Genomic DNA, 24858 nt, shown 5'->3' on the forward strand with positions numbered 1-24858 from the left:
AGCATCCCCTCTTTTTTTGAAAAGTAGGAGGAAAAAAAGTGAAAAGGCTCGGCGTATTATGGATTATTTTAGTATTAGCTAGTTGCGCTCCGAAAGAGGAGCAAATAGAACAAATAGAACAAAAGAAAGAACATTATGTACATACGCTTCCGAGTGAAACTTTTCATTTTGTAGCGGGATTTTTAGAGGAAGATGAGATTTTATATGTTGTGAAAACAGGGGAACTATTTGAGTTACAAACCTTTCATCTACAAACTGGAGCAGTTCGCACTATTTGGGAAACGAAAGACGCGGTAGTCGACGTGTTGCTTCATCCGATAGAATCTGTGTTATATGTCCAAACCGCGAATAGTCAATATATGGGAACTTTACATATTTTACAGGCAGACGGTCAAGTGTTGCGAACGATTGACTTTGAAGGTTCTGAAATTCACGTTGCATTGAATAAAGAAGATGCACAAACTTTCGCTTACACAGTATTTGCGGACGACTGGTCATTTGAGACATTTATTTATGATGGTCAACAACGCTATACGAGATGGATCGACGCTTCTCCGTTTCCATTTCCCTTTTATTGGAATGGTTCTTTGTATGGTTTAGTAGAGGCGAATCATCCGTTAGAAGGAAGCTCTTTAGGACGTTTTGATGAAGCGACTGAAACGGTGCAAATTGAAAAAGAAGGCTCATTTATTGCGGCTTTTCCAGCGGGGAAAGAAATCGCTACAATCGCGATTGATTCCGAAACGTTCATATATGAATTAAAAGGAAAAACATATGAAGTTCCTGCAGTGAGCAATTATGGCGCATGGGTTGTGCCACCGTATACGTGGACAGCTGATGACCGATTTTTGACGCTTGAGGCAGAGAAACGTGCTGAATTAGACGAATTATTAAATGGCTGGAACCTCATCTCGTTAAAAGACGGAGAACGTGTCATATTGGAAGAGAAAAGAGCGATGCAATATGAACTGAAATGTTCACCATCGGGGCTACGTTGCCTCACAGGAGAGCGGTATGAAGAGATATCGCAAGAAGGGGAGCAACTTCCATGGTTAACAATAAAATAAAAAAGACCTTTTCGCGAATATGCGGAAAGGTCTTTTTTATTCAACTTATAATGTTGGTGGGTAACCTTGGAAGATTACCGTCAATACTGTGAATCCACCGAACACAACTGCACTCGCTAAGTTAAAAATAATGCTGAGGACATTGCGTTCTTTGAAGCTTTGGACTAAGCCAATGACTGAGAACAAAGCAACTAATCCAAAAATAACGACTAAAATGTTCATCTTTAAGGACACTCCTTTCAAAATCAAGAAAAATGAATGCCAAGTAAGCAATATTCCATTACTATTGTACTTGTCTTTTCGCGTTTTGTCGAGGTTATTTCAAGAAACAACAATTGAATTGTGACAAAAAAATTAGTACGATGTGAGAGGAGGTGGTATTGATGATTACGATTCAAACATACCCGCTAGGACCGATTCAGACGAATTGTTACGTCTTAATAGATGATGCTACGAAAAAAGCAATCGTCGTCGATCCAGGGGATGAAGGAGATAAAATTGTTCAACTTATTAAAGATTTGAACGTGGAAGTGGAAGCGGTTTTATTAACGCATGCGCATTTCGACCATATCGGAGCGGTCGATGCAGTGAGAGATGCGTTCGATGTACCTGTTTATATTCACGAAATTGAAAAAGAATGGCTCGGCAATCCTGCGTTGAACGGTTCAGGGAAATATGCGCAATTACCCGATGTCATAAACCGCGAGGCAGATTATCATTTAACGGATGAAACAGAGTTAAATATCGGACCGTTTCATTTTAAACTTTATCATACGCCTGGACATTCGCCAGGTAGTGTCACGTATCATTTAGAAAATCACGACGTCGCTTTCGTCGGAGATGTCATTTTCCGCCAAAGTATCGGACGGACCGATCTCGTTGGTGGCAGTATGGAAACATTGTTAAAGTCGATTCATGAACATATTTTAACGATGGATGAAACGACAATTCTTTATCCAGGACACGGTCCCGTCACAACGCCAGAAATGGAACAAGATGATAATCCATTTTTAAATGGTTTCTAAACGAAGAAAAACAGCTGAGGCAATCGCCAAAGCTGTTTTTCTTATGTACGTACCACTTGTCTTAGTGACTTCCTGGCACGTGGATGAACGTTGCATAGTAGCTGAATCCTACCATGAACACCGTTAAGTATGCTCCAAATAAATACAAGTACATACGCTCTGTTAACTTTAAGTAACCGAGAAGTATAAAGAAAAATGTGCTCGCTGCGAAAATGAGCGTAGCAGGAATCATTCCCCCGACCCAGAACATAACTGCGAAAATCCCAGTCCAGAAGCCGAGCAATTTAAACATATTATCCATTGTGAGTTCCCTCCTTACTTAAAACAATACAATAAGCTCTTATCTATTATATAGGATAAGACGTCAAGATGTAAACTGTATTCGGATGAATGATTGTGACAAAAAGGTAAAATAAAAAGAAAAAAAGAAAATGTTAAGAAAAGAGCATCGAAAATAGTAAAAAGGACAAAAATCCCATAATAGCGATAATGTTTTTTATACTATTGGTAAGAAAGGAGAGAACAGTTATGGTTACTGAAGAAAATATTATCGAATTGAAAAGTATTCAACTGTTGGAGAAAGCAATCGAGTACGGTGCTTCGGATATTCATTTTTTTCCTCAGACAGATTGTTACACGATTTATTTTCAAAAATCAGGAGAGTTGCACGAAATGACTCAATATCCTCGAGCATTATCATCTCGAATGATTTCTTATTTTAAATTTATGTCGGAATTGGATATTACGGAAACACGTAAACCACAAAGTGGCTCTTTTTTTAAAGCTTTTGAAGGCGCTCAATATTCCTTCCGTGTGTCCACGATGCCTGCGATGTATAAAGAAAGTGTCGTCGTCCGTATCCAAAAAGAAGATGCGGTCATTTCGTTCGAGCATTTGTTTTTAGAAGACAAATGGCGTGAACAGATGGAACGTGTGTTGCGCTTGAAGCAAGGCCTCATCGTTATTACAGGTCCTACAGGTTGCGGAAAAACAACGACGATGTATGCTTGCACGTCTCATTGTGTTCAAAAATTGAATCGTCACGTTATTACGCTCGAAGATCCGGTTGAACGAGAAGTCGAAAATGTGCTTCAAGTACAGGTGAATGAACGTTTTGGATTTACATACGATGCTGGTTTGAAAGCAATTTTGAGACATTCACCAGATGTGATTATGCTCGGAGAAATCCGTGATCGTCATGCAGCTGAAACAGCAGTGCGCGCGGCGTTAAGTGGGCATCTTGTCTTGACGACGGTTCACTCGAAAGATTTAATCGGTGTTTTATACCGTCTCATCGATTTAGGAGTGACGAGAGATCAACTTGAACAAACGATTGTAGCAATTTTAACGCAGCGGTTAATCGATCATCCCGCAACAAAAAATCGTTATGCGGTATTTCAAATGGCGACGGCGGAAGCGCTCGATCGACTATTCGCTCTCGTGAAAGCAGGGGAGCGTGATGATGCTGAAACGATTGAAGATGTGGTACGTCGCTATACGAATGAGGCAAGATCGTTACCGTGAAGAACAATTAATGAAGATTCGTGACGAATCACTGTTTATGAAAAGATTGTACCAGTTAGTGAAAGAAGGCTATTCTTTGCATGATGCGTTATTTTTAGTCGTTCCGCACCATGTCCGTGATCAAGAACGATTAGCTGACCAGTTACATGACCAATTTAAAGCAGGTTCTAACGCTTATGAATTATTCCAATCGCTCCACTTAAAGTATGTTAATTTACTTCCTCTCATTACATCGAGTGTGACGAGTGATTTACTCGTTGCTTTAGAACAGATGAGTGAAGCGACTGAGCAAAAGATTGCTTTACAAAAAAGTTTTAAAAAAGTACTCATCTATCCCCTCATACTCATTATTTTTTTCCTGATGATTTTATTTGCTTATCGCACTTTCTTTTTGCCGCGAATGAAGTCCATTTATCAAACAGAACAAGTTCAAATGACGGTAGGAGAACAGTGGACGACAATTGCTCTAACTAATTTACCTGATGTCGTTATCGGATTTACAATCATTTTATGTTTAGTTGGATATCACTTCTATCGGCATCACATACGGCGAGTGAGCAAAGTAGACTCTTTTTTCTATCGCTTTATTATTACACGGCGCATCATTCAAATGTATGCGACACGGCATTTTTCAATTGAATTCGGTCGTTTATTAGAAACGCAAATTACGGTATCGGAAGCCTTAAGTATTTTGAAAGAGCAGCGATACAATCCGTACGTCCAAGAAATTAGTCATCTCGTTTATGAAGAAATCGCAAAAGGAGCGAGTTTAGAAGAAGCTTTACAATTCAATCCTTATTTATTGAGTCAAATCGCTACATTCGTTGCGCATGGAAGTAGGAGAGGTTTTGTCGGAAGAGAATTATTGCTTTTCGGAAAAGTTGTAAGCGAAACATTCGTCCATCGAATCGAATTGTTCATTGCACTTTTTCAACCGCTCGTATTCATATTAATCGCTTGTGCAATCATAGCAACGTATTTATCGATTTTATTACCGATGTATCGATTAATGGGAGCATTTTAAGGAGGAATGAAGATGAAATGGTTAAAAAATAATAAAGGATTTACGCTCGTGGAAATGATGCTCGTGCTCGTCATTATAGCAGTTCTCGTCATTATCACAGTTCCGAATGTATTCAAATATTCATCAACTGTCGATGAACGTGGATGCGAAGCGTACCATAATACAATCATATGTAAGAGCATCCTTTTTAAACGTTGATATGACAAGGTTTTTGCTCTTAATATATGTGATTGGGGCAATTACTATGACAATTTATTTAAACGACTATAAAACATTCAATTCAAAAAATGAACTAAATGAAGCAGTGGCAGCTCATCTATCAAACAACAAACTTAATAAAACTGAGCGTGATGTGCTATGGATGCTCAGCCAATATAGCGTTAAATATTATGGCGCTTCACATTTAAAAGTCAGCACTATTGTTAAACATGTAGGCAAATCAGACAAAACTATTAGACGTGCTTTAAATAAACTACAATCGCTCAATATCATTCGTAAAATTGAAACAACTAGAAAAATCACAGGTGGCAAAGGTGCTAATATGTATCAGATTTTACCTTATGACCAATCGAAAATGACCAATTGTGATGAGCCTATAAAGCCTGTTGTTACAACGTCTAAGCACAACAAAAACAACAATGAACCTTTTTCTTCTTTAACAATTAATAATAATACAGATGATACACAGGATAACAATAAAAATAAAACTAAAAAATTAATCAAAAAATCTTTGTTGGCAAAAATACCGTCAAAAATTGCTGATATTCTTGATACTTTCTTTGAAACTGAAAAAGAAATCTATGAAATCTATGGCACAATATTAAAAGCTAAATCAAAAGCACCTTTTGCTGTTCAATTTGAGCAAAACGAAGGTGCATTTTGTGGTGCAATCGTTGATGTCATGCGACTTTACAAGCAAAATAAAATAAAAAACTTACAGGGTTATCTCTATGCAACTATCAAGCGCACAGCTATACGCATAGGTTTATTGTCGTTCCAATATTAACCGTTTGGGGTTGTATTGTTCCCAACGTAATCTGAGCTTATTAGAACCTTCTTTTTATTTTACATACAAATACACTCAGGAGCTCCAAACAAGCCTGTAACAAGCTCAAAAACACCTTGTGCAATTAAATTAAAGTATTTTGCAATTTTATGCACCAAATGACCCCAAGTGTGTTAATACAAGTATGAACTAACTCAACAACGGACAAAACATGTTCTTGATTGAGCTAGAGGGTGAGAGAAGGTTTAGCACCTTTTCTAAATTTAAAAATAAAAGGAGAAATGCAAAATGGTAGAAATCGTAGAACAGCACAATGAAGAAGAATATGTAGTAATTATTAATAATGGTGGAGTTGCATTACACAAGGATCTTATCAAGAAGATGTACGATTCAGGAATTGACTTCTATTCAAACAATGGTGTGACACCAACGTACAATATCTACACAGAAGATGGAAGTGCAATGTTAGCGCATAAATTAACATTCGATAAAAACGGTGCGAACTATGAGTTTATTGGTCATACAACTGACAATGATGAATTTTTTGAAATGTTAAATGAAGAAATGTAAAACGGACAAAAGTAACTCAAAGGTGGACTAGAGGGTGAGAGAAGGTTTAGCACCTTTTCTAAATTTAAAAATAAAAGGAGAAATGCAAAATGGTAGAAATCGTAGAACAGCACAATGAAGAAGAATATGTAGTAATTATTAATAATGGTGGAGTTGCATTACACAAGGATCTTATCAAGAAGATGTACGATTCAGGAATTGACTTCTATTCAAACAATGGTGTGACACCAACGTACAATATCTACACAGAAGATGGAAGTGCAATGTTAGCGCATAAATTAACATTCGATAAAAACGGTGCGAACTATGAGTTTATTGGTCATACAACTGACAATGATGAATTTTTTGAAATGTTAAATGAAGAAATGTAAAACGGACAAAAGTAACTCAAAGGTGGACTAGAGGGTGAGAGAAGGTTTAGTACCTTTTCTTTTCTAATAAAATAAAACAAAAGGGGAAATGACAAATGATCTACAACATTAATGATTTTATTGAAAAAGAATTAGAGGAATCAACAGACAGTTTTTTATTTGAAGAAAGTGAGCAACACCAAATCTTATTGGGTAGTAATTTTATTAGAGTCCCAGAGCTTGAGGTTGATATCTATCAAGGCTCATATTTAATTTTTAATGAAGAAGAAGGAGAATTTTATGATGATTTTTCAATTTTTGTGTTTATGGAAACAGGCACAAAAAAAGCAGTTTATGATGAAGGCTATACAGGATTGACAGGAGCTATCACAAATTATTGTCATGCTAAATCTAAAAAAGTAAATTTTGATAATTTAAAAGTTATCTACAATATAGCATAAAAATAAATCACTAGAGGGTGCTTAATTGCACCTTCTTTTTAATTAAAATAAAAATTATAAAGGGGAATTTGCTCATGGCTAACAGAAAAAATAACAAAGAGTTCTATGAGTGCTTTAGCTACAAACAGTATAAGTATTTAATAGCAATGGGTTTTACACCTGAGTATTCAAACACACACAGAAGAACAGGTAAACGTTTTTGGGTGTATAGGAAAACAGTACAATTTGAACTTGCACTGAAAGCATGGAGTGTTATTAAATCAGGGAGTTATATTGAAAATAAAAAGGTAGCCACTTCAAACTCATACTAATAAAAAGAGAGTAGTAGGAGTTTGATTAGGCTACTTTTGAGAAACAAGTTTTATTAATGTTTGTGTGTTTACAAATTCAAATTTTATTAAGGTTTTAAAAAACACAACTATATTATATAAGGGAGAAGATTTATTATGCAAGCAACATTTACAGAATTAGAAATTATTGAGGTTTTACAAAATGAAGGTTTAGAAGTTAAACAGAACCAAACAACATACTACAAAGAAAAAGGAATTATCCAATCAGGGAAAAGTTTAAAAGCTTTCATCAAAACAATTGAACAAGTCTTTGAATCAGTGGAAGTCAATGGACGTGGGAAAAAACGTATCTATACAGTTGGCGCAAAGTTAGATGAGATTGCTGAACGTGAAGATGGACGTGCTGATAATGGTCGTAAAGTTAGTGCAGCCCAAATAGAGTTCCATGACAATGCAATGGGCTTAATCATTACACAGGACTTAATCAATAAGCCATATACACTATCAACGTGGGCTAGACACTTTGGAATTGAGCTGTTACCTATGTCAGAGCATGATGTGCGATTTCAAAAGTTAGTTCGTACATTAGAGCAAGGTTTCCAATTAAAGCACTCTAATGATGCAATCACAAAGGAAGAGTTTACTAATCCAATGCCACGCTTCCAGTGGTTTCGGACTATCGACATTACTAAAAACTTTGTTGAGCGTTACAATGGACGTGCAAAAGGTATGGCGCAAAGTGTGTTCAAGATTTCAGAGCAAAATGGTCACATCAAGCTCAAAACAGTTTACACAGGTGTTGTTGATGTAGATAAAAATGAATACAAAACTATCACAGAAGAAGAATATGAGAAATTTAAGAAACGTGAATCAGAAGTTTTATCAGAACATGGCTTTGACAAAAAGGGCAAATTCATCAGCAAGTCAATGGAATGGACACGTTATATTTCACAGAATGAAAAATTGATTACTGATGAATGGAAATATTTTAGTAAAGTGTACAAAGCTATCAATGAAGCTCTTATGAAGGAGTTTGGATATACTAGAGCCTTTGAGTCTATTCAGATTACAGAAGTGTCAGAACAAGCTCAGAAGGACTTTAATTATGGTACTACTGAAAATGGCAAAGAAATCTTAGCTGATGACATGATTGCTGATATGCACAGACGACACTTTAAGTCAGACAGTGAGCAGGCTCAGAACTTACACAAACAATCAGATTTTAAAAAGCGTTTTCCGTATCTAGTTGCGACTGTTTTATTAAACAAAGTAGATACAAAACACATGAAAGCGTTTGAACAAGATTTATTAGAATTTGTTGCAAACTTTGAGGACTATCTAATGACAAAAGAAATGGAAAATGGCTTGTTTATCAATGCTGATGGACGTAAAGAGCGCATTTTAAATGCACAAAAGGATGTTAAAAATAAAATTAAAATGTATAAATTAAATGTCATGCAAGGAGTTAATGCAGAAATGGAAGATTATAAAAAAGAGTTGTTAAATGTAGAGTTGTTCGCAGACAAAGAGGAGTTAGGATCTGTTGATTCAACAGAAGAAATCAATGAGGATAATCTGTTTAGCGTTGAGCTTAGTTCGGCAGCGAACGCATTAATTGAGAAAGAACGCAGAGAGTCATATTTGTTAAGTGATTATATTATGGATAAAAACAAAGAAAGAAATGTTACACATGATTTATTTTATGGTTTACAATAAATTATTAATAAAATAATGTAAAAATGTAAAATAAATGGTAAAAAAGATTACTATAATAAGGTTATCTATTAGGGGGCAGGATATGCCTTCTTTTTTGTGTTTTAAAATTATTCGTGCAGGAGAGATAAAAATGAAAAAATTAAATGAATCGATTAGACAGTTAGAACAGCAACAAAATGAGCGCCAAGGTTATTTGGATAAAATGGAACAGGTAACGCAGGATATGCTTAAAACTTCACAAGAAATGATTACGGAAGTTGAACAGATGTTAGAAGAAATGAAGCAATTGGAGCAACAGAGAATTGAAAATGAAAAATCAAAACTTAAAAATTTATTTGGAGCTGAAGCGTAATGATGAACTTAGAAAAACAATTAAAAGATGAATTTTTTAATAACTTATTCGTGCAAAACAATATTGAAACAAAAGAAGGTAATCTAACTAGAGTTAATAAAATGGTTATTACAATTAACAACAGTCATTTAGATAAAGTAGTGAATAAGATTGTAGCTCAATACAGCAACTACATCACAAAAGATGAAGTAATCGCTGAAGTTATGTATGAAGCAATGAACGTTATTTACAATTTTGAAGTACCGCATGGATCATGGCACAACATGATTAATGGCACTGATATTGATAATCTAAATATGCTATTCAAAAAATTAATCATTGCAAGCGAAAAAGCAATTCTAGAATACGCTTATGATATAAAAGGTGTAAGTATCGATGGCAAAGTGTTTTTAATGTCACAACGTTTTGACAGCTTGGACGTTCCACTTGATTATGATGATATTGACAGCGGTCTATTGGTTGATACAGTAACTCATTCATTTTGGTCAGTTGATGATTATGACCATGATATTGATAGTGATGATGTATATATTGATTGGTTTTTAGACAACAAAGAAGAAGTATTAACTAATAATCAATTAGATTTTTACGATAGCATTGTGTTTGCTGACAGCACAGCGGGTTATCAGTCAAACGACTTAGCTGAGCAAATCGGTAGAGATAAGCAAAACGTAAAACGTACAATGGAAAATATAAAAAAACGTGTTGATGAAAAGTTTGAAAATGCTAAGGACACTGAGCGATATAATCTATTGCAACAGTTGGTTGTTCTCACTGATGAATATGAGATTGCAGATTGGATCAGTGCTAACATTAATAAGTTTACAGACGTTCTAAAAAATAACCTAGTAGATGAAGAGTATCAATTGTTGCGTAAAACATTAAGACGTAAACAGCCTGATACTGATATTGTTTATCTTGCTGATGAGGTATTGATTGGTTACTATGATTATTTAAAAGTTTTAAATGAATATGAATCAAAACAACCTAAAAAATTTTATAAGAAATTGTCAGAATATTCAGACTTTAATGTTGTTGAAGCACTCAGAAAATATAAAGAGTTTGCAAAACATGGGGAAGTTAAAGTTTATAAAAACGGTGAGTTAATCAAAACACAAAAACCAAAAGTAACAAAAAATAAAAATCGAATTATTAATCTAACAATTTAAGACCTGCTGATTGGTGGGTCTTTTTATTCGTGCAAAGGGGAAAATTAGAAATGGAATATAAAAATAGTAAAGTATATAAGTTAGCGCAAAAGGTTTTACACAATGAGAAGTATCAAAAATTACATTGGGAAGTAGTGGACTTTCCTGAATATGAAGGTTTGAATGGAAGTATGATTATGCCTGATATTTGGGATAGACTTATGGAACGCAACAATGGAGAAATGCCAAGTCAAAAAGAATTTGTGCAAGAGTGTTTGGTTGATAGCAAAGAGTTTTTCTTTAAAAAAATGAATAGCAATGGTGAACGTTGGCTGATGCCATACTTTGATGGACAAAAACAATGGTATGCTTTTTGTTGGAATGAACGCTTAATTAGAGCAATCATTGCACGTGCAGCTAGAAGTTATCCAAGTTTTGTTGCAGAGTATACTGCTAAATTAATGATTGAATATACTTATCCTAAGTTTAAAATCATTGAGAACAACTATCTTGACCGTATGCTAGGTAGCGACATTACAATTGTTACTCCTGATAACAAAGTAATCTATCTGCATGTTATGCGTGATAGTTATTATAGTAGACATTACTTCATTAATAAGAGTGGAACAACAGGTAAGCTATGGCACAATGGTGTGTGCAATGAGTTCGACAGAGATTTTAATGAAGCACACGCTCAGTTGTTTTATGATACAAACAACAATAAATATAATCTTATTATTAATGACTGTGTGTTTATCACTCAGGCTTATATTAAAGAAGTTATCGATAATGTAATTGATAGTGCTGAGCCATTGGCTGATAGTCAGTTATTAAGATTGGATCAGTGGTTGATTGATACAGGTATTGATAAAAATGGTGTAGGTCTAGATTGTTTTGTAACAAATTAAAAAGGAGTGATAACAAATGGAAGAAAATAAAAATGTAGTATGTACGTTGTGCGATGAAGTGTTGGATAGTCAAATGATTAAAATGGAAACTAAGCATGGTGTAGACATTGCTTATATCATATGTCCTGATTGTGATAGTAGATTCAATTTGATGTTCGACACAAAAAGCACAAAGAAGATTAAAGATAAAATTAAAATTGCGAATGAAGTGTTGAATTATCTCCAAATGGAACTTTACAGAGAGATGCTTAAAGCTGAGGATGTTTATTACAAAGCTGAGTATGATGAGCTTAGTGCAGAAGAGAAGAAGTTGATTGGTGATTACAGTCGTTCCATAACTAAGGAACAGGAGAAAAACTATAATGAAGTAATCAAAAGTAAGAAGTATAGTATTACTGATTTAATGAGGTTAATAAAATGAGAGAGTATAGTGCAGCTGCCAAGAAGTTCTACAATTCAAAGGCTTGGCGCAAAACTAGAGATGCTTATATTGGTAGTATTGATTACATGTGTGAGCGTTGTGGTGATGCAGGTTATATTGTCCACCACATTGAGCACATAGATAATAATAATATCAATGATGTTAACGTAACTTTAAATTGGGATAATCTTGAGTATCTTTGTTTAGATTGTCATAACACTGAGCACTTTGCTACACATAGCAATGTAGTTGAGGGAGTTAGCTTTAATCAGTATGGTGAGTTAGTTCCGATTTCAAAAACGAAAAACGATAAGTAACTTTTGATAATTAGGTTTTTATATTTGTGTTTTTTTAAAATTAAATAAGTAATGAGTGAAACTGATTATGTAATTTAGTAATCGGTTTTTTGTATTTGGTTTTATAAAAGTTAAAACTTAAAAGTTAAAAGTAAATAGTGAGAAGCTTAACTGTATGTAAGTTAGGGTTTGGGCGGTCTTAATTGTTTGTGAGTTAGGATCTTGTTGTTAATTGTATGTTTGATTTTTAATAAGTAAAAACAGAAGTTGCAGATAATGATTGAGTGTTTCAAGAGTGGAAATTGAAAAGCCAAAATTGAAAAGTGGAAATCGAAAACTGAAAACTGAAAAGTGAAAAGTCAAAATTGAAAGTTGTTCATGCGAATGAGAGGTGATAGGTAATGTTGTTGATTGCGATAAAGATTGTGTTGACACTATGGCTATTGCTTGCTGGGTTGATTGGTGGTGTTAGGTTGCTTGGAGTTAAGGCTGATTGGTTGGTTCGTGCTGTGGAATGGTTGTTATACATTACATTGTGTTCAACGTTTGTGTTGTTGATTATGTTTGTTTGGAGTATACAGTTTTGATTTTGTTGTTGAGATTGTTGAAGGACATAGCCCCTTTGTTTGTTGTGGGTGGACATTGTGTATAGAACGGTGAGTGGGTCGCCAAAAAATATTCAAATCAAAAAAACGTTTATAGGGAGGTTATAAAATTGAAAATTAATAAAAAAATGACACAAAAACGCAAGTTGGAATTAATGGAAGAAATTAAAAATAGTCTGTTAGATACAATTCGTGAGCAAGTGGATGAAGCTGATATTAAGCTTGCAACTCCAATAATTGAAGAGATTGCTTTTATCAAAGTTACACTTCACACGCTAAAATACGACATTCATAAAAATGGTGCAACTTATCAATTTAAGAATGGATCGCAAGAAATGTTAATTGAACATCCTTCATCAAAAGTTTACAACAGCCTACTTCCTAAATATAACGCTTTGTTCAACAGTCTAATAAAAATCTTACCTGAGAAAGTAATCAATCAATCAGATACAGATGATAAGCTAAAAAGTTTTTTAATGAGTGATACTTGATGCGTAAATATGAAAATGGTTTATGGAAGTTTCCTGATGATTATAACCACATAAAAGAGTATCACAAGGCAATTGAGTCAGGTGAGGTTATTGCCAATCACAAGATAACACAAATCATGAAATATCTAAGTGAACAAGTAGATGTTAATGATACTTACTATTATGACCATAAGAGAGCCATTCACCCGATAACTTTCATTGAAAACTTTATCACTCATTACAAGGGCAGCAACGCAGGCAAACCTTTCTTCTTGGAATTGTGGCAAAGAGCTATTATATCAGCTTTCTTTGGGTTTATTCACAGTGAAACAGGTTTGAGAAAATATAGAGAATTGCTGTTAATGGTGAGTAGAAAACAAGGAAAATCAGCGTTAGCCAGTGCTATTGCTGTATATATGCAATTTGCAGAAGGTGAGAACGCTCCAAGCTTAGTATCTGTTGCTACCAAAAGAGAACAAGCTAAATTGGTGTTTGATGTGTCAAAGAGATTTATCAATGGCAGTAAACACTTATCTAAAAATGCCAATGTTCTTTTAAATGAAATCAGAACAGATTTTAATGATGGTTCATTCAAACCTTTGGCATCTGAATCAAATAGTCTTGATGGTTTAGATATTAACTTTGCTGTGCATGATGAGCTCCATGCTTACAAAGACGCTAACTTATATAACGTTGTAGTTGATGGTATGAGCGCAAGGAAGCAACCTGTCACGTTAATCACAACAACAAATGGTTTTGTTCGCAATGGAATATTCGATTTAAAATATGAAGAAGCAAAGCGGATCATTGACGGCTTGTTTGTTGAAGATGGTTATAAAGATGATACTATTCTTCCTTTTGTTTATGAGTTAGATGACATAAACGAATGGAAGGAAGAAAAGAATTGGGAGAAAGCCAATCCAGGCATTGGAACTATCAAAGATAGAGATGCTTTAGCTACAAAGGTTTATCAGGCTAAGCACAATCCTTTATTGGTAAACAACTTATTAACAAAGGACTTTAACGTTGCAAGTAGCAGAGAACAGGCTTGGCTTAATTTCAATGATTACAACATTGAATCAACCTTTGATTTTGAGCAGATTAAACCATCATACGCAATCGCAGGGCTAGATTTATCTAAAACAACCGATTTAACTTCTGCTAATATTTTCTTCAAGCTACCGAATGATGAAACACTATATTTCGAACACATGTATTTCATGCCTGCTAATGTGTTGGACAAGAGAATTGAAGAGGATAAAGTACCTTATGATGTATGGGTACAACAAGGTTATTTAAGATTATCAGAAGGCGGAATTGTTAAGGAACAAGATGTGCTTGATTGGTTCGATGAACTCAGGGCTAAACATGATATTTATGTTGTCTATCTTGGTTATGATGAATGGGGTTTTAGTTCATTATTGAAAGATGAGTTTGCAGGACGTATTGGAGCAGATAACTTGTTTAATATTCGACAAGGTGCAAAAACTCTATCAATTCCAATGTACAGATTAGAAGCTGAATTGAAGTCTAAAAACGTGAACTATAATAACAATCCAATCACCAAATGGTGTATCAGTAATACTCATGTGCAAATGGATAGCAACGGTAACATCAAGCCTACTAAAAGTAGACAAGGGAAAAGGCAACGTATTGACGGACTAGCAAGTATGTTAAATAGTTATACGCTTTATCTTGATAAACAAAACGACTATGATAATTTAGTTTAAAAAAAGGAGGTGGAAAAATGAAATTAGTTGATAGATTGTTAGGTAACAAAGTCACATTTAACACAAGTCAAAACAGCCAAGTTGTTGAGCGCGATGGTGTTAATTGGTCGTTCTCAGCAGATATTGAATCTAGCGATATTGTTAAGGCGTGCATTAAGCCAAAGGTTAAAGCAATTGGTAAGTTACAAGTAAAACATGTAATTGGTGATATTGAGCAAGGATCTGAGCTAATCGATTTATTAAATGAACCGAATGAAATTGATAGTTTACAAACGCTTCTTGAAAAACTGGTTACACAATTGCAACTCAACAACAATGGATATGCAATCATTGAGCGTGATAACAAGGGTAAGCCTGTTGCAATTATTCCTGTTTTATCGAACAGTGCAGAAATGAGCAAATCAAAGAGCGGTAACTTTTTTATTACGTTTAAAATGAGTCAAAAAGAAATTACTGTGCCATATGCTGATGTTATTCATTTAAAACAAGAACACAATGCGAAAGAGTACTTTGGACAATCGCCTGCACATAGTATTCAGAATATTTTGAAATCCATTTCTGCAAGTGATGAGTCAGTTGAACATGCAATTAAAAACAGCACTAAGTTACGTTGGTTGATGAAGTTTAATAACGTTATTAGACCTGAGGACATGCGCCAACAAATTGAACAGTTTAGGCAGGATTATTTACAAATAGAGAATGAAGGCGGTATTGCAGGCACAGATAACAAGTATGACTTAGAACAGATTAAGCAACAAGTATATGTGCCTGATACAGCAATTCAGAAGGAAAAAATTGAACGACTCTATTCTTATTTTGGGGTGAATGAATCAATTGTGAAAAATAATTACACAGAAGATGAATGGTCAGCTTTTTATGAAGCAGAAATTGAGCCATTAATCATTGCATTACAAAATGAGTTTACACGTAAATTGTTCACAAAGGTTGAACGCAGAAAAGGTAATCGCATTATCTTTGATGGCACAGGTTTCTTATTCTCTTCAATGGAAACAAAGTTAAAATTAGTTGATTACGTTGATAGAGGTTTAGTAACTCCAAATGAAGCAAGAAAAATTATGAATATGCCATCAATTGAAGGCGGAGATATTCCAATCAGACGACTTGATACAGCAAGAGTTGATGATGAACGTTTTTATAATGTAGTGGACGATACCACTTTGAAAGGTGGTGACAAAGATGAAGTTTGAGAAAAGAGAACTATTAATTGAAGATTTATCAATTGATAAAAAAGAAAATAGTATGACGGTAGAAGGCTATACGCTCAAATGGGGATCAATGAGTAACCCTATTGCAACAGCGGATGGTTTTTTCTATGAAAACTTTGCTATGGGAGCATTTGATGAAACATTGCAAAATGATGAACAACTAGTGCTCTATGGTCATGACATTAATCAAGTGTTAGGGCGCACAAGCAATAACACAGCTCTTTTAGTTGCTGATGAAGCTGGTTTACATTTAACAGTTGATTTACCTAATACAACGCTAGGAAAAGACGTGTTAGAACTTGTTAAGCGTGGCGATATTGCAGGTATGAGTGTTGGCTTTATCAAGCAAGAGGATTCATTTGAACGTGTTGATGGTGACATTGTTCGCACAATCAATAAAGCTAAATTGGTTGAAGTAAGTTTAGTGCCAATGCCTGCATATGATAGCAGCGATGTAAGTCAACGCAGTATGGAAGGGTTACAAGATTTATTAGAACAAGAACAAAAACAAAAGGAATTGCGACAACGCTTATTGTTGTTAGCACAGATTTAAAACAAAAGGGGATATTAAAAATGGAAAAACGTTTACAAGAAATTGAAACACGCAAGGTAGAGTTACGTACAGCATTAGCTGATACAACACAAGAGGTTAATCTTGAAGAAATTGAAACAGAATTACGTGAGTTACAAGTTGAGGTTGAAGAAATTGAGCAACGTCAAGCTTTATTAGCTGATGTAGCAGAAATCAAAGAAGGAAAACAAATCACAAATACAATTGAGAAAGAGGAACGTAAAATGACAGTAGATAAAATGGAAGTACGTGCACAAGAATTGAAAGAAAACCGTATGGTTACAGTTGACCAAACTGCTTTAGCAGTACACGCAGGCGATGAAATTAATGGTGGGTTTAACACAGTTTCAACTTTAGTTGATGCAGTAAAAATCAAAGCATTAGCAGGTGGAGAGTCATACAGAGCTCCATATCGTGCAACAGATGCAGTTGGTGGAATGACAGCAGAAGGCGCAAAATATCATGAAGGACAACCTACATTTGCATACGCAGAAATTAACAAAGCAAAAGTTACAGATTACGCAGAAGTCACAGAAGAAGTAGAGAAACTACCAAACGCTAATTATGTAGCAGAAGTTGAAGGTGAAGTATTAAAAGGTTTAAAACGTAAATTAAATAAACAAATCTTATTGGGCGATGGCACAGCAGGTAACTTAGCAGGGATCTTCTCAGATAAAGCTACTGCTTTAACAGGTGACGCTGATATTACAGTTGACGCTATTACTACTGATACTTTAGATGACATTGTATTCTCTTATGGAATCGAAGATGTTGAAGGAGATGCTACTTTAATCTTATCAAAGGCTACATTACGTGAGTTTGCAAAATTACGTACAGATTTAGGAACAAAAGTACACGAAATCAAAGTTGCAGGTAACACAGGAACAATTGACGGTGTACCATTCATTATTAACAACTTTGCAGATGCTCATGAGTCATTCTTTATGGCATACGGTAACTTAGCAAATTATGAAGTAGCAGTATTCTCAGATGTTGATTTACAACGTTCGGCTGACTTCAAATTTGACCAGGGAATTGTAGCGTATCGTGGTTCTATCTTTGCAGGCGGTAACGTTGTAGCACAAGATGGCTTTGTACGTGTAAAAAAAAATTAATTGAAACACCAATTGAACCTGAAACTGAAGAAGTAGATAAACCAACTGTTCCACCGATTGAAGAAACGCATAATGATGTGAGTCAATATCATACTGGTGGAGGTTGGTATACTCTTCCAAACGGTGAAAAGGTACAAGGTAAACAAAATGCGATTGACGCATTGGAGTTGATTTAATATGGCTTTACTAGATAAATGTAAGATTGCATTAAGAGTATCAGCTGATGTATTTGATGATGAAATTAAAATGCTAATTGAAGCAGGAAAATTAGACTTAGAAGAAAGCGGGATCAATGTAGACTTGGATGACGAACTTATTGAAACTGCTGTTATCTTCTTTGTTAAATCTAGCTTTGGTTATGATAACAAAGACAGTGAAAAACAACTTAGAGCTTATGAGCGTATTAAACGCAAGTTGGCTTTATCAAGTCGGTGGGCGTTATGAGATACAATGATGCAATTTATCTTATCAAAGAAGAAACTGTTTATGATGAATTAGGTATCGGTAAAAAAGAGAAGTCTGAACGCTTGGTATTTGCTAATAAATATCAAGTTTCAACGTCTGAATTTTATAGTGACAATGTACGACATGATGCAAGCACTCAAGCTATCAGACATAAATCAGCATTTATTGTGCGTTCAAGTGATTATGACAATGAAACTAGTTTTCTGTATGATAAAAAAGAATATGAAATCATTAGAGTATCAGACCTTGGTGAATTTACGCATATTGTTGGTGGTGAAAAAATTGGCAAACGTTAAAGTAAGTATTGATGGTTTTGCTGATGCTATCACTAAGCTCATGAAAGAGTACACCGATGAAGTTGAGCAGGGAATGAAAGAAGCGCAAGAAAAAGTTGCAAAAGATGGCGCTGATAAACTTAAAGGTAGTTCACCTAAGCGCACAGGGAAATATGCTAAAGCATGGAAGGCAAAAGAACAAGAAGGCGGTTGGGTTATCTATAATACTAAAGGACAACTCACTCACTTGCTTGAAAAAGGTCATGCTTTGCGACAGGGTGGACGTACTAGAGCATTTGTGCACATTGAGCCTGTTGAACAGAGTGTTATTGACGAATTTGAAAAAGCAGTAATTAAGGTGATACAAAATGGATAAAGTAAATAAGTTCACACGCTTGAAACAAGGAATGGATAAGCTAGGTTTACCTATTGCATATCACCATTTCAATGAACCAGTTAATCCTCCTTTTGTGGTATACTACTCACCTCATGTTAATAATTTTGTGGCTGATAATGAGATTTATATGCAAACAGATTACATTGAGATTGAGCTCTACACAGAAGGTAAAGATTTTGAACTTGAACAAAAGGTTCATGATATTTTGACAGAATTAAATATTATCTATGGAAAATATGAAGCATATATAAAAGAAGAAAATCTTTTTATGCAGACATATGAACTAGAAATTTAAAGCACTCACATGTAATTGTGGGTGTTTTTCTATTAAAAAATTAAAATTAAAGGGGAAATTTATAATGACAAACAAAGTACGTTACGGACTAACTAATGTCCACGTTGCAGTAATTGAAGATGTTAAAGATGACAAAGAAGTATACGGTGAGTTTCAACGTGTGCGTGGAGCAGTTAATTTATCACTAGACCCACAAGGTGACCAAACACCATTTTATGCTGACAATATGGCATATCATGTGTTCACGTCGAACGCAGGTTACGAAGGATCAATTGAATTGGCTGAACTTCCTGAATTTTTCTTGGAAGAAATCTTAGGAGAAAAGAAAGTTAACGGAGTCTTAGTCGAAGATATTAACGCAAAGGGTAAATCATTTGCACTTGCATTTGAGTTTGATGGAGATAAGAAAGCAACACGTCATGTACTCTATAACTGTACAGCTTCACGTCCAACTATCTCAGGACAGACAAACGCAGAATCAATTGAAGCACAGACTTCTGAATTAACATTTACTGCAGCGCCAAGCGCTAAAGGTGTTGTACGTGCTAAAACAGCTTCAGAAACAGCTGATGAAGTATATAACACATGGTTTACAGCACCATTCGATGCTGAAGCAACAACAACAGAAGAAGATTAATTATCAAAAGGTAAGTCGGCTATATTGCTGATTTACCTTTTTTATTTCAGAAAAATAGGAGTGGAACTAATGGAAACAACAATGATGATTGGTGAAGAAGAATATCGCATTAAAGCGACTGCAATCACAGCTATGCACTACAGAAACCAATTTAAAGCTGATATTTTGGCTGATACTTTTAAAGCAATCGGTGGAGTAGAAAATATTGCAACGCTTCAAGAACTAGAAAACAAATCTGAATACAAACAAATGGAAGCATTGATTGATGGTTTTGACACTATCTTAATTTATCAATTGACATGGGCATTTTTAAAAACAGCTGATTTAAAAACGCAACCGTTCGCCAAATGGCTTGATAGCTTACCATATGTACCTGTTACAGATTTAATTTTACAAGATGGTTTCTTAGAATTATTGGTTGGTAACATTCACCGTAAAAAAAAATAGAAAATACGGTACAAAACAATGAACTCAGTGATGAAGATATTTTAACTACTGAGTCTTTTTTTATGACTTGTAAATTAGTTGGTCTAACACTAGACGACATGGAGATTATGACGATTGGTGATTGTCTAGATTATGCAACCGATTATATCAGAATTAAAAATCAAGATAGCATGGATCAGCCACAAGTTAAAAAAGCAACTCAAGCTGATTTCGACAATTTCTAAAGAAAGGAGAGAGATAAATGAGTAGACGTATAAAGGGTATTACGATTGAGGTTGATGGCGAAACGAAGGGTTTAGATAAAGCTCTTGAAGGTGTCAACAAAAAATCTAGAGATATCCAAAAAGAACTTAGGGATGTAGATAGGTTACTTAAATTCAACCCAAAAAATGTTGAACTATTAACTCAAAAAAAGAAACTATTAGCTGACCAAGTTAAAGCAACAGGTGACAAACTCAAAGGTTTAAAAGACGCTCAAGAACAGGTTACCCAAGCTTTTAAGAATGGTGAGATTAGTGAAGAGCAATATAGGAACTTTCAGCGTGAAATTGCTGAAACTGAATCTAAATTAAAGCACTATGAGAACCAATTAAAAAAGGTAGACTCTTCACAAAGAACTTTTGCTGAGAAAATGGCTGAGAGTGGTAAAAAAGTCAAAGAGTTTGGTCAAGGTATGCAGTCAGTTGGAAAAGAATTATCGATGAAAGTTACTGCTCCATTAGTTGCGTTAGGTGGTGTTGCTACTAAAATCGGAATGGACTTTAAAGCAGGTTTGTCTGAGGTACAAGCAATTAGTGGTGCAACAGCAAGCGAAATGGCACAACTTGAAGTAAAAGCAAGAGAGCTAGGATCTTCAACCAAATTTAGCGCAAGTGAAGTAACAGATGCGTTTAAGTATATGTCTATGGCAGGTTGGGATGTACAGCAATCAATCAGTGCAGTTGATGGTGTCTTATCTTTGGCAGCTGCAAGTGGAGAGGATTTAGCGCTTGTAGCGGATATAGTGACGGATGGAATGACAGCGTTCGGATTGGAAGCAAAAGAAGCAGGTAGATTTAGTGACGTATTAGCTTCAGCTTCATCAAGCGCAAATACTAACGTCGCTATGTTAAGTGAATCGTTTAAGTACGTTGCGCCTGTTGCTGGTGCATTAGGTTACTCAGTGGAAGATACAGCGTTGGCATTAGGGTTAATGGCAAATGCTGGTATTAAATCAAGTCAAAGTGGTACAAGTTTAAGAGCATCACTAACAAACTTAGTTAAGCCAACAAAAGCAATGCAGAATGTTATGGACGACTTAGGTATTAATATTAAAGATGCTAATGGCGAAATGAAACCAATGGAAGTTCTTTTGAGAGACCTACGTACAGCTTTCAGTACATTAACAGAAGACCAGAAAGCTAGTGCAGCTGCAACTATTTTTGGTAAGGAAGCAATGGCAGGTATGCTTGCAATCATCAACGCAAGTGAAGAAGATTTTAATAATCTATCTAATTCAATAAATAACTCTAATGGTGTGGCTAAAGAAATGGCTGACACTATGCAGAACAACCTTAAAGGACAAATCACAAATTTGAAGTCTGCATTAGAAGAATTAGCCATTAAACTATACGATAATTTAGAGCCTGCTTTAAAAGGGATCGTTGGAGCAATCCAAGGTGCGGTGGATAAATTAAACGCTATGAGTCCTGCAATGCAGAAAGTTGTTGTAGGTATTGGGGTGTTATTAGCGTCACTTGGTCCATTAATGATTGTTGGTGGAACGTTACTAGTTGGTATCGGTCAGATTATGACAATGCTACCTGTGTTACTACCGATGATTTCAGCTTTGGCAGGACCAATTGGTATTGTTGTGGGTGCAATTACAGCACTAGGTGTAGCATATGCTTTAATGCAACCTAAAGCAGATGAAGCTTTAATTCAGCAACAAAAACTTGCAGAAGCTGAACTTGAAGTAGCTAGAGCAACAACCGAAGCCAAAGATGCAAAATTAGCAGACATTGATGCAACCACTGAAAAAGCAAATAGTGTATTGTCAGCAATTCAGAACAATAACAAGTTGGTTGAATCGTTTGAAGCGCTAAGTGCTAAAAATAAACTTTCCAATGAAGAACTTCTTAAATTTAGAACGTTAAATAGCGAACTAGAACACACTACATCGCCTGAAGCTATTGCGAAAATTCAAGGTGAAATGGAAGAGTTGAAAAATAAATCAGGTCTGACAAATGAAGAGTTTAATACATTTATGTCAACTCAAGACAGCTTAGCGCAACAACTTCCCGACACAGCTCTACTTTATGATGAATATGGTAACGCAGTTATCGGTGTAACTGACAACATTAAAGCATTAACAGAAGCAGAATTAGAGCGTATGCGTATTGAAGTATATGAAGAAATGCTTGCTGACATTCAGGAAATCAATACTGAACTCCAAGCTCAAGACCAACTCTTAGATGATATTTACAATACAGAAATTGCGATTGAAGAAGCTACTAAGGCAACAACAGAAGCTAAATCAGAAATTGCAGAATTAGAAAAAGAATCAGCAAGGATCGGTGCAGAACTTGAGCAATTGGCAGAAGGTAAATCTGCATGGGAGAAGTTAACTAGCAGAGAATATATCAAACAAAAAGATGAGTTATTACTTCAAAAATCATCTTTGGATGGCAAGATTAAAAAAGCACAAAAGAACCTTGAAGTTGAACAAGAATCACTTGCAACAAACAAAGAAACGCTTGAAGAATTAAAAAATCAACAATCGCAAAACAATGAATCAATAAAAAAGAGTAATGAGCAATATGATGTATTATTAAAAATACATTCTGAATCAACAGGTATTACACTTGAAAAAGGTAAAGAAGTTGAGCAGATTGATAAAGCCATTAATGCTAACAAAAAAGATTTAACAGAACTAGAAAATAAGAAGAAAACACAAGGCGACACAAACGGTGAAATACAAAAAGCGATTGATAAACGCAATGAAGAAAATCGCAAATTAACTGAAGCAAAGACTGACCTTTCAACTATCCGAAAAAGTAACCAAGAAATTAATGACAAGGTAACTGAGGGTAATAAAAACCTTGCAAAAAGACGTGAGGAACATGTTCAAGAAGGTAGAAAAATTGAGGAAAATAAACGTAAAGCTGAGCAACAGAATACTGTATTAGGTAAGGATATTAAAAAGAAAGTCGAAATCAATCAAACAAAAGATCCTGACGTGGAAAATAGCAAATGGAGTAAAGGTATCACAAAAGTTATTAGTTTCTTTACAAAAGGTAAAGCACCTGATGCTTATGCAGTCGGTACTAACTTCCATACAGGCGGTCAAGCTTTTATGGGAGAAGAAGGACTTGAACTATTTAAAGCAAACGGTAAATATGGAATTGCTGATTTTGGTTTATATGACCTTCCTGTCGGTGCGAAAGTATGGACAGCTGACCAAACAAAATCAATTTTAAAGAACGGTCTAATTGATGGAATTGGTAAAGGTGTTACTGCACAAAAACAACAATCAATTAATCAAACAATCAACATTGAGCCTGCACCTATTATTTTAGATGGTCAAGTCATTGGTCATGCAACATTCAGCACAATTAATAACAATATGGGTAAACAACAAAATCTAGATAATTATTTAAAAGGAGTGTGATGTGAGTGTTTTATTTTACAAATAAAAAAGGTGAACGCATTGAGTATGATACAAGTCGTATCATTCCTTTGCATAGTAATATTGCTACACCTTCATATGACTACATTACTGAAACAACTGATTTAGGGCAAATGCTAGTGTTAGATAGACACTTACAGCCGCGCTCTATTGATGTTGTTTTTTTATTAAAAGGATATGACTTTCAAGACACTTATCTGTTGAGAGATGAATTATATCGACTCTTAGCGCAGGAAAAGGAATTGTATTTACATGAAAAAGAATTACCTTATAAACGCTGGAAAGTCATTTTGCAAGGGGAACATATGGGAGATAAAGGCTATACATATGCAAGTTATAGCCTTTCTTTTCTTGCTATTAACGGATATGCAGAGTCTGTTGCAAGCACATTGAGTAAGAAAACTTTTGATGAAAATGTATGGCAATTTGGACAAGGCTTATCTTGGGATGAAAATAATAAATATATCCATTCAACTAACAAATTTACGATTAATAACATTGGGGATATTGCTATCAACCCTGCACAGATGCCACTAAAAATTGAAGTGTTAGGAGAAACTAAAAACCTACAAATTATTAATCATACCAATGGTAGCAAGTGGACATACAACGGTTTAACTTTAGCAAACGATAGGATCTTACTTGACGGTATCAACAGCTATAAAAATAACACTAATATTTTTGGGTCGACAAATAAACAATTAATCAAATTAGAACGTGGAAAAAATGAAATTGAACTAATTGGTGCAACAAATACAACAACAACATTTGATTTCAGTTTTTATTATTATTAAAAAAGG

The 24858-nt window shown here is 34.9% G+C and carries 31 protein-coding genes; 29 read left to right on the top strand and 2 right to left on the bottom strand.

The features are described 5' to 3' along the window. Positions 1-38 precede the first annotated feature (38 nt). Positions 39-1067, top strand: coding sequence for a YqgU-like beta propeller domain-containing protein (locus IRY55_RS02435; RefSeq protein ID WP_194561658.1), 1029 nt, complete (start codon positions 39-41; stop codon positions 1065-1067). A 45-nt stretch (positions 1068-1112) separates the two neighbouring features. On the opposite strand, the gene IRY55_RS02440 is transcribed toward IRY55_RS02435, so the two are convergent. Then, positions 1113-1289, bottom strand: coding sequence for a DUF2759 domain-containing protein (locus tag IRY55_RS02440; protein WP_194561659.1), 177 nt, complete (start codon positions 1287-1289; stop codon positions 1113-1115). A 161-nt stretch (positions 1290-1450) separates the two neighbouring features. On the opposite strand from IRY55_RS02440, the gene IRY55_RS02445 reads away from it, so the two are divergent. After that, a complete protein-coding gene (locus IRY55_RS02445; protein WP_194561660.1) occupies positions 1451-2092 on the top strand; it encodes an MBL fold metallo-hydrolase in 642 nt (213 codons plus the stop codon). A 61-nt stretch (positions 2093-2153) separates the two neighbouring features. Here the strand turns inward: IRY55_RS02445 and IRY55_RS02450 are convergent, their stop codons facing one another. Then, positions 2154-2393, bottom strand: a complete 240-nt coding sequence (locus tag IRY55_RS02450) for a DUF2626 domain-containing protein (RefSeq protein WP_194561661.1) — start codon at positions 2391-2393, stop codon at positions 2154-2156. 227 nt (positions 2394-2620) lie between these two features. Here IRY55_RS02450 and comGA point away from each other — a divergent pair, with 227 nt between their 5' ends. From comGA to IRY55_RS02585, 27 genes are all read left to right on the top strand, one after another. After that, positions 2621-3616 carry a competence type IV pilus ATPase ComGA gene (comGA, locus tag IRY55_RS02455; RefSeq protein ID WP_194561662.1) on the top strand — a complete coding sequence of 332 codons (996 nt, stop codon included), beginning with the start codon at positions 2621-2623 and terminating at the stop codon, positions 3614-3616. Then, complete coding sequence (gene comGB / locus IRY55_RS02460) at positions 3552-4640, top strand: competence type IV pilus assembly protein ComGB (protein WP_194561663.1); 1089 nt, start codon at positions 3552-3554, stop codon at positions 4638-4640. The genes comGA and comGB overlap by 65 nt, the downstream gene beginning before the upstream one ends. A gap of 12 nt (positions 4641-4652) precedes the next feature. Continuing rightward, positions 4653-4838, top strand: coding sequence for a competence type IV pilus major pilin ComGC (locus IRY55_RS02465; RefSeq protein WP_194561664.1), 186 nt, complete (start codon positions 4653-4655; stop codon positions 4836-4838). A 46-nt stretch (positions 4839-4884) separates the two neighbouring features. After that, the gene (locus IRY55_RS02470) at positions 4885-5646 is read left to right on the top strand and encodes a helix-turn-helix domain-containing protein (protein WP_194561665.1); all 762 of its coding nucleotides are present in this window, start codon (positions 4885-4887) and stop codon (positions 5644-5646) included. Between the two features lie 288 nt (positions 5647-5934). Beyond that, positions 5935-6216, top strand: a complete 282-nt coding sequence (locus tag IRY55_RS02475) for a hypothetical protein (RefSeq protein ID WP_194561666.1) — start codon at positions 5935-5937, stop codon at positions 6214-6216. An 89-nt stretch (positions 6217-6305) separates the two neighbouring features. After that, on the top strand, positions 6306-6587 hold the full coding sequence (locus IRY55_RS02480) for a hypothetical protein (RefSeq protein WP_194561666.1): 282 nt from the start codon (positions 6306-6308) through the stop codon (positions 6585-6587). Between the two features lie 95 nt (positions 6588-6682). Further along, positions 6683-7027, top strand: coding sequence for a hypothetical protein (locus IRY55_RS02485; protein WP_194561667.1), 345 nt, complete (start codon positions 6683-6685; stop codon positions 7025-7027). A gap of 74 nt (positions 7028-7101) precedes the next feature. Then, positions 7102-7338, top strand: a complete 237-nt coding sequence (locus tag IRY55_RS02490) for a hypothetical protein (RefSeq protein WP_194561668.1) — start codon at positions 7102-7104, stop codon at positions 7336-7338. Between the two features lie 135 nt (positions 7339-7473). Continuing rightward, complete coding sequence (locus IRY55_RS02495; protein WP_194561669.1) at positions 7474-9033, top strand: hypothetical protein; 1560 nt, start codon at positions 7474-7476, stop codon at positions 9031-9033. Positions 9034-9163: 130 nt separating this feature from the next. Further along, positions 9164-9385, top strand: a complete 222-nt coding sequence (locus tag IRY55_RS02500) for a BAR domain-containing protein (protein ID WP_194561670.1) — start codon at positions 9164-9166, stop codon at positions 9383-9385. Then, entirely contained in the window at positions 9385-10554 is a 1170-nt protein-coding gene (locus IRY55_RS02505; RefSeq protein ID WP_194561671.1) for a hypothetical protein, read from the top strand. The genes IRY55_RS02500 and IRY55_RS02505 overlap by 1 nt, the downstream gene beginning before the upstream one ends. Before the next feature lie 50 nt (positions 10555-10604). Then, complete coding sequence (locus IRY55_RS02510; RefSeq protein ID WP_194561672.1) at positions 10605-11441, top strand: hypothetical protein; 837 nt, start codon at positions 10605-10607, stop codon at positions 11439-11441. Between the two features lie 16 nt (positions 11442-11457). Further along, on the top strand, positions 11458-11862 hold the full coding sequence (locus tag IRY55_RS02515; protein WP_194561673.1) for a hypothetical protein: 405 nt from the start codon (positions 11458-11460) through the stop codon (positions 11860-11862). Further along, a complete protein-coding gene (locus IRY55_RS02520) occupies positions 11859-12179 on the top strand; it encodes an HNH endonuclease (RefSeq protein ID WP_194561674.1) in 321 nt (106 codons plus the stop codon). Before IRY55_RS02515 ends, IRY55_RS02520 begins: the two co-directional genes overlap by 4 nt. A gap of 694 nt (positions 12180-12873) precedes the next feature. Then, positions 12874-13254, top strand: a complete 381-nt coding sequence (locus IRY55_RS02525; protein WP_194561675.1) for a hypothetical protein — start codon at positions 12874-12876, stop codon at positions 13252-13254. Then, positions 13254-14963, top strand: coding sequence for a terminase large subunit (locus tag IRY55_RS02530; protein WP_194561676.1), 1710 nt, complete (start codon positions 13254-13256; stop codon positions 14961-14963). The genes IRY55_RS02525 and IRY55_RS02530 overlap by 1 nt, the downstream gene beginning before the upstream one ends. A 17-nt stretch (positions 14964-14980) precedes the next feature. Further along, a complete protein-coding gene (locus IRY55_RS02535; protein ID WP_194561677.1) occupies positions 14981-16171 on the top strand; it encodes a phage portal protein in 1191 nt (396 codons plus the stop codon). Further along, positions 16161-16742, top strand: a complete 582-nt coding sequence (locus IRY55_RS02540) for an HK97 family phage prohead protease (RefSeq protein WP_194561678.1) — start codon at positions 16161-16163, stop codon at positions 16740-16742. Before IRY55_RS02535 ends, IRY55_RS02540 begins: the two co-directional genes overlap by 11 nt. A 20-nt stretch (positions 16743-16762) precedes the next feature. Then, complete coding sequence (locus IRY55_RS02545) at positions 16763-17875, top strand: phage major capsid protein (protein WP_194561679.1); 1113 nt, start codon at positions 16763-16765, stop codon at positions 17873-17875. A 177-nt stretch (positions 17876-18052) separates the two neighbouring features. Beyond that, entirely contained in the window at positions 18053-18319 is a 267-nt protein-coding gene (locus IRY55_RS02550; RefSeq protein ID WP_194561680.1) for a head-tail connector protein, read from the top strand. After that, positions 18316-18636, top strand: coding sequence for a hypothetical protein (locus tag IRY55_RS02555; protein WP_194561681.1), 321 nt, complete (start codon positions 18316-18318; stop codon positions 18634-18636). The genes IRY55_RS02550 and IRY55_RS02555 overlap by 4 nt, the downstream gene beginning before the upstream one ends. Next, positions 18623-18991 carry an HK97 gp10 family phage protein gene (locus IRY55_RS02560; RefSeq protein ID WP_235961002.1) on the top strand — a complete coding sequence of 123 codons (369 nt, stop codon included), beginning with the start codon at positions 18623-18625 and terminating at the stop codon, positions 18989-18991. Before IRY55_RS02555 ends, IRY55_RS02560 begins: the two co-directional genes overlap by 14 nt. After that, complete coding sequence (locus tag IRY55_RS02565; protein ID WP_194561682.1) at positions 18984-19307, top strand: hypothetical protein; 324 nt, start codon at positions 18984-18986, stop codon at positions 19305-19307. The genes IRY55_RS02560 and IRY55_RS02565 overlap by 8 nt, the downstream gene beginning before the upstream one ends. Before the next feature lie 64 nt (positions 19308-19371). Further along, positions 19372-19944: a major tail protein gene (locus IRY55_RS02570; protein ID WP_194561683.1), complete on the top strand. Its 573-nt coding sequence runs from the start codon at positions 19372-19374 to the stop codon at positions 19942-19944. A 69-nt stretch (positions 19945-20013) separates the two neighbouring features. Next, entirely contained in the window at positions 20014-20391 is a 378-nt protein-coding gene (locus IRY55_RS02575; protein WP_194561684.1) for a hypothetical protein, read from the top strand. Between the two features lie 241 nt (positions 20392-20632). Then, positions 20633-24040, top strand: a complete 3408-nt coding sequence (locus tag IRY55_RS02580) for a phage tail tape measure protein (RefSeq protein WP_194561685.1) — start codon at positions 20633-20635, stop codon at positions 24038-24040. A 5-nt stretch (positions 24041-24045) separates the two neighbouring features. Then, positions 24046-24852 (top strand): phage tail family protein, encoded by an 807-nt coding sequence (locus IRY55_RS02585; protein WP_194561686.1) that lies wholly within the window; start codon positions 24046-24048, stop codon positions 24850-24852. Positions 24853-24858: the final 6 nt, after the last annotated feature.

The organism is Savagea serpentis, assembly GCF_015351395.1.
Taxonomy (GTDB): Bacteria; Bacillota; Bacilli; order Bacillales_A; family Planococcaceae; genus Savagea; species Savagea serpentis.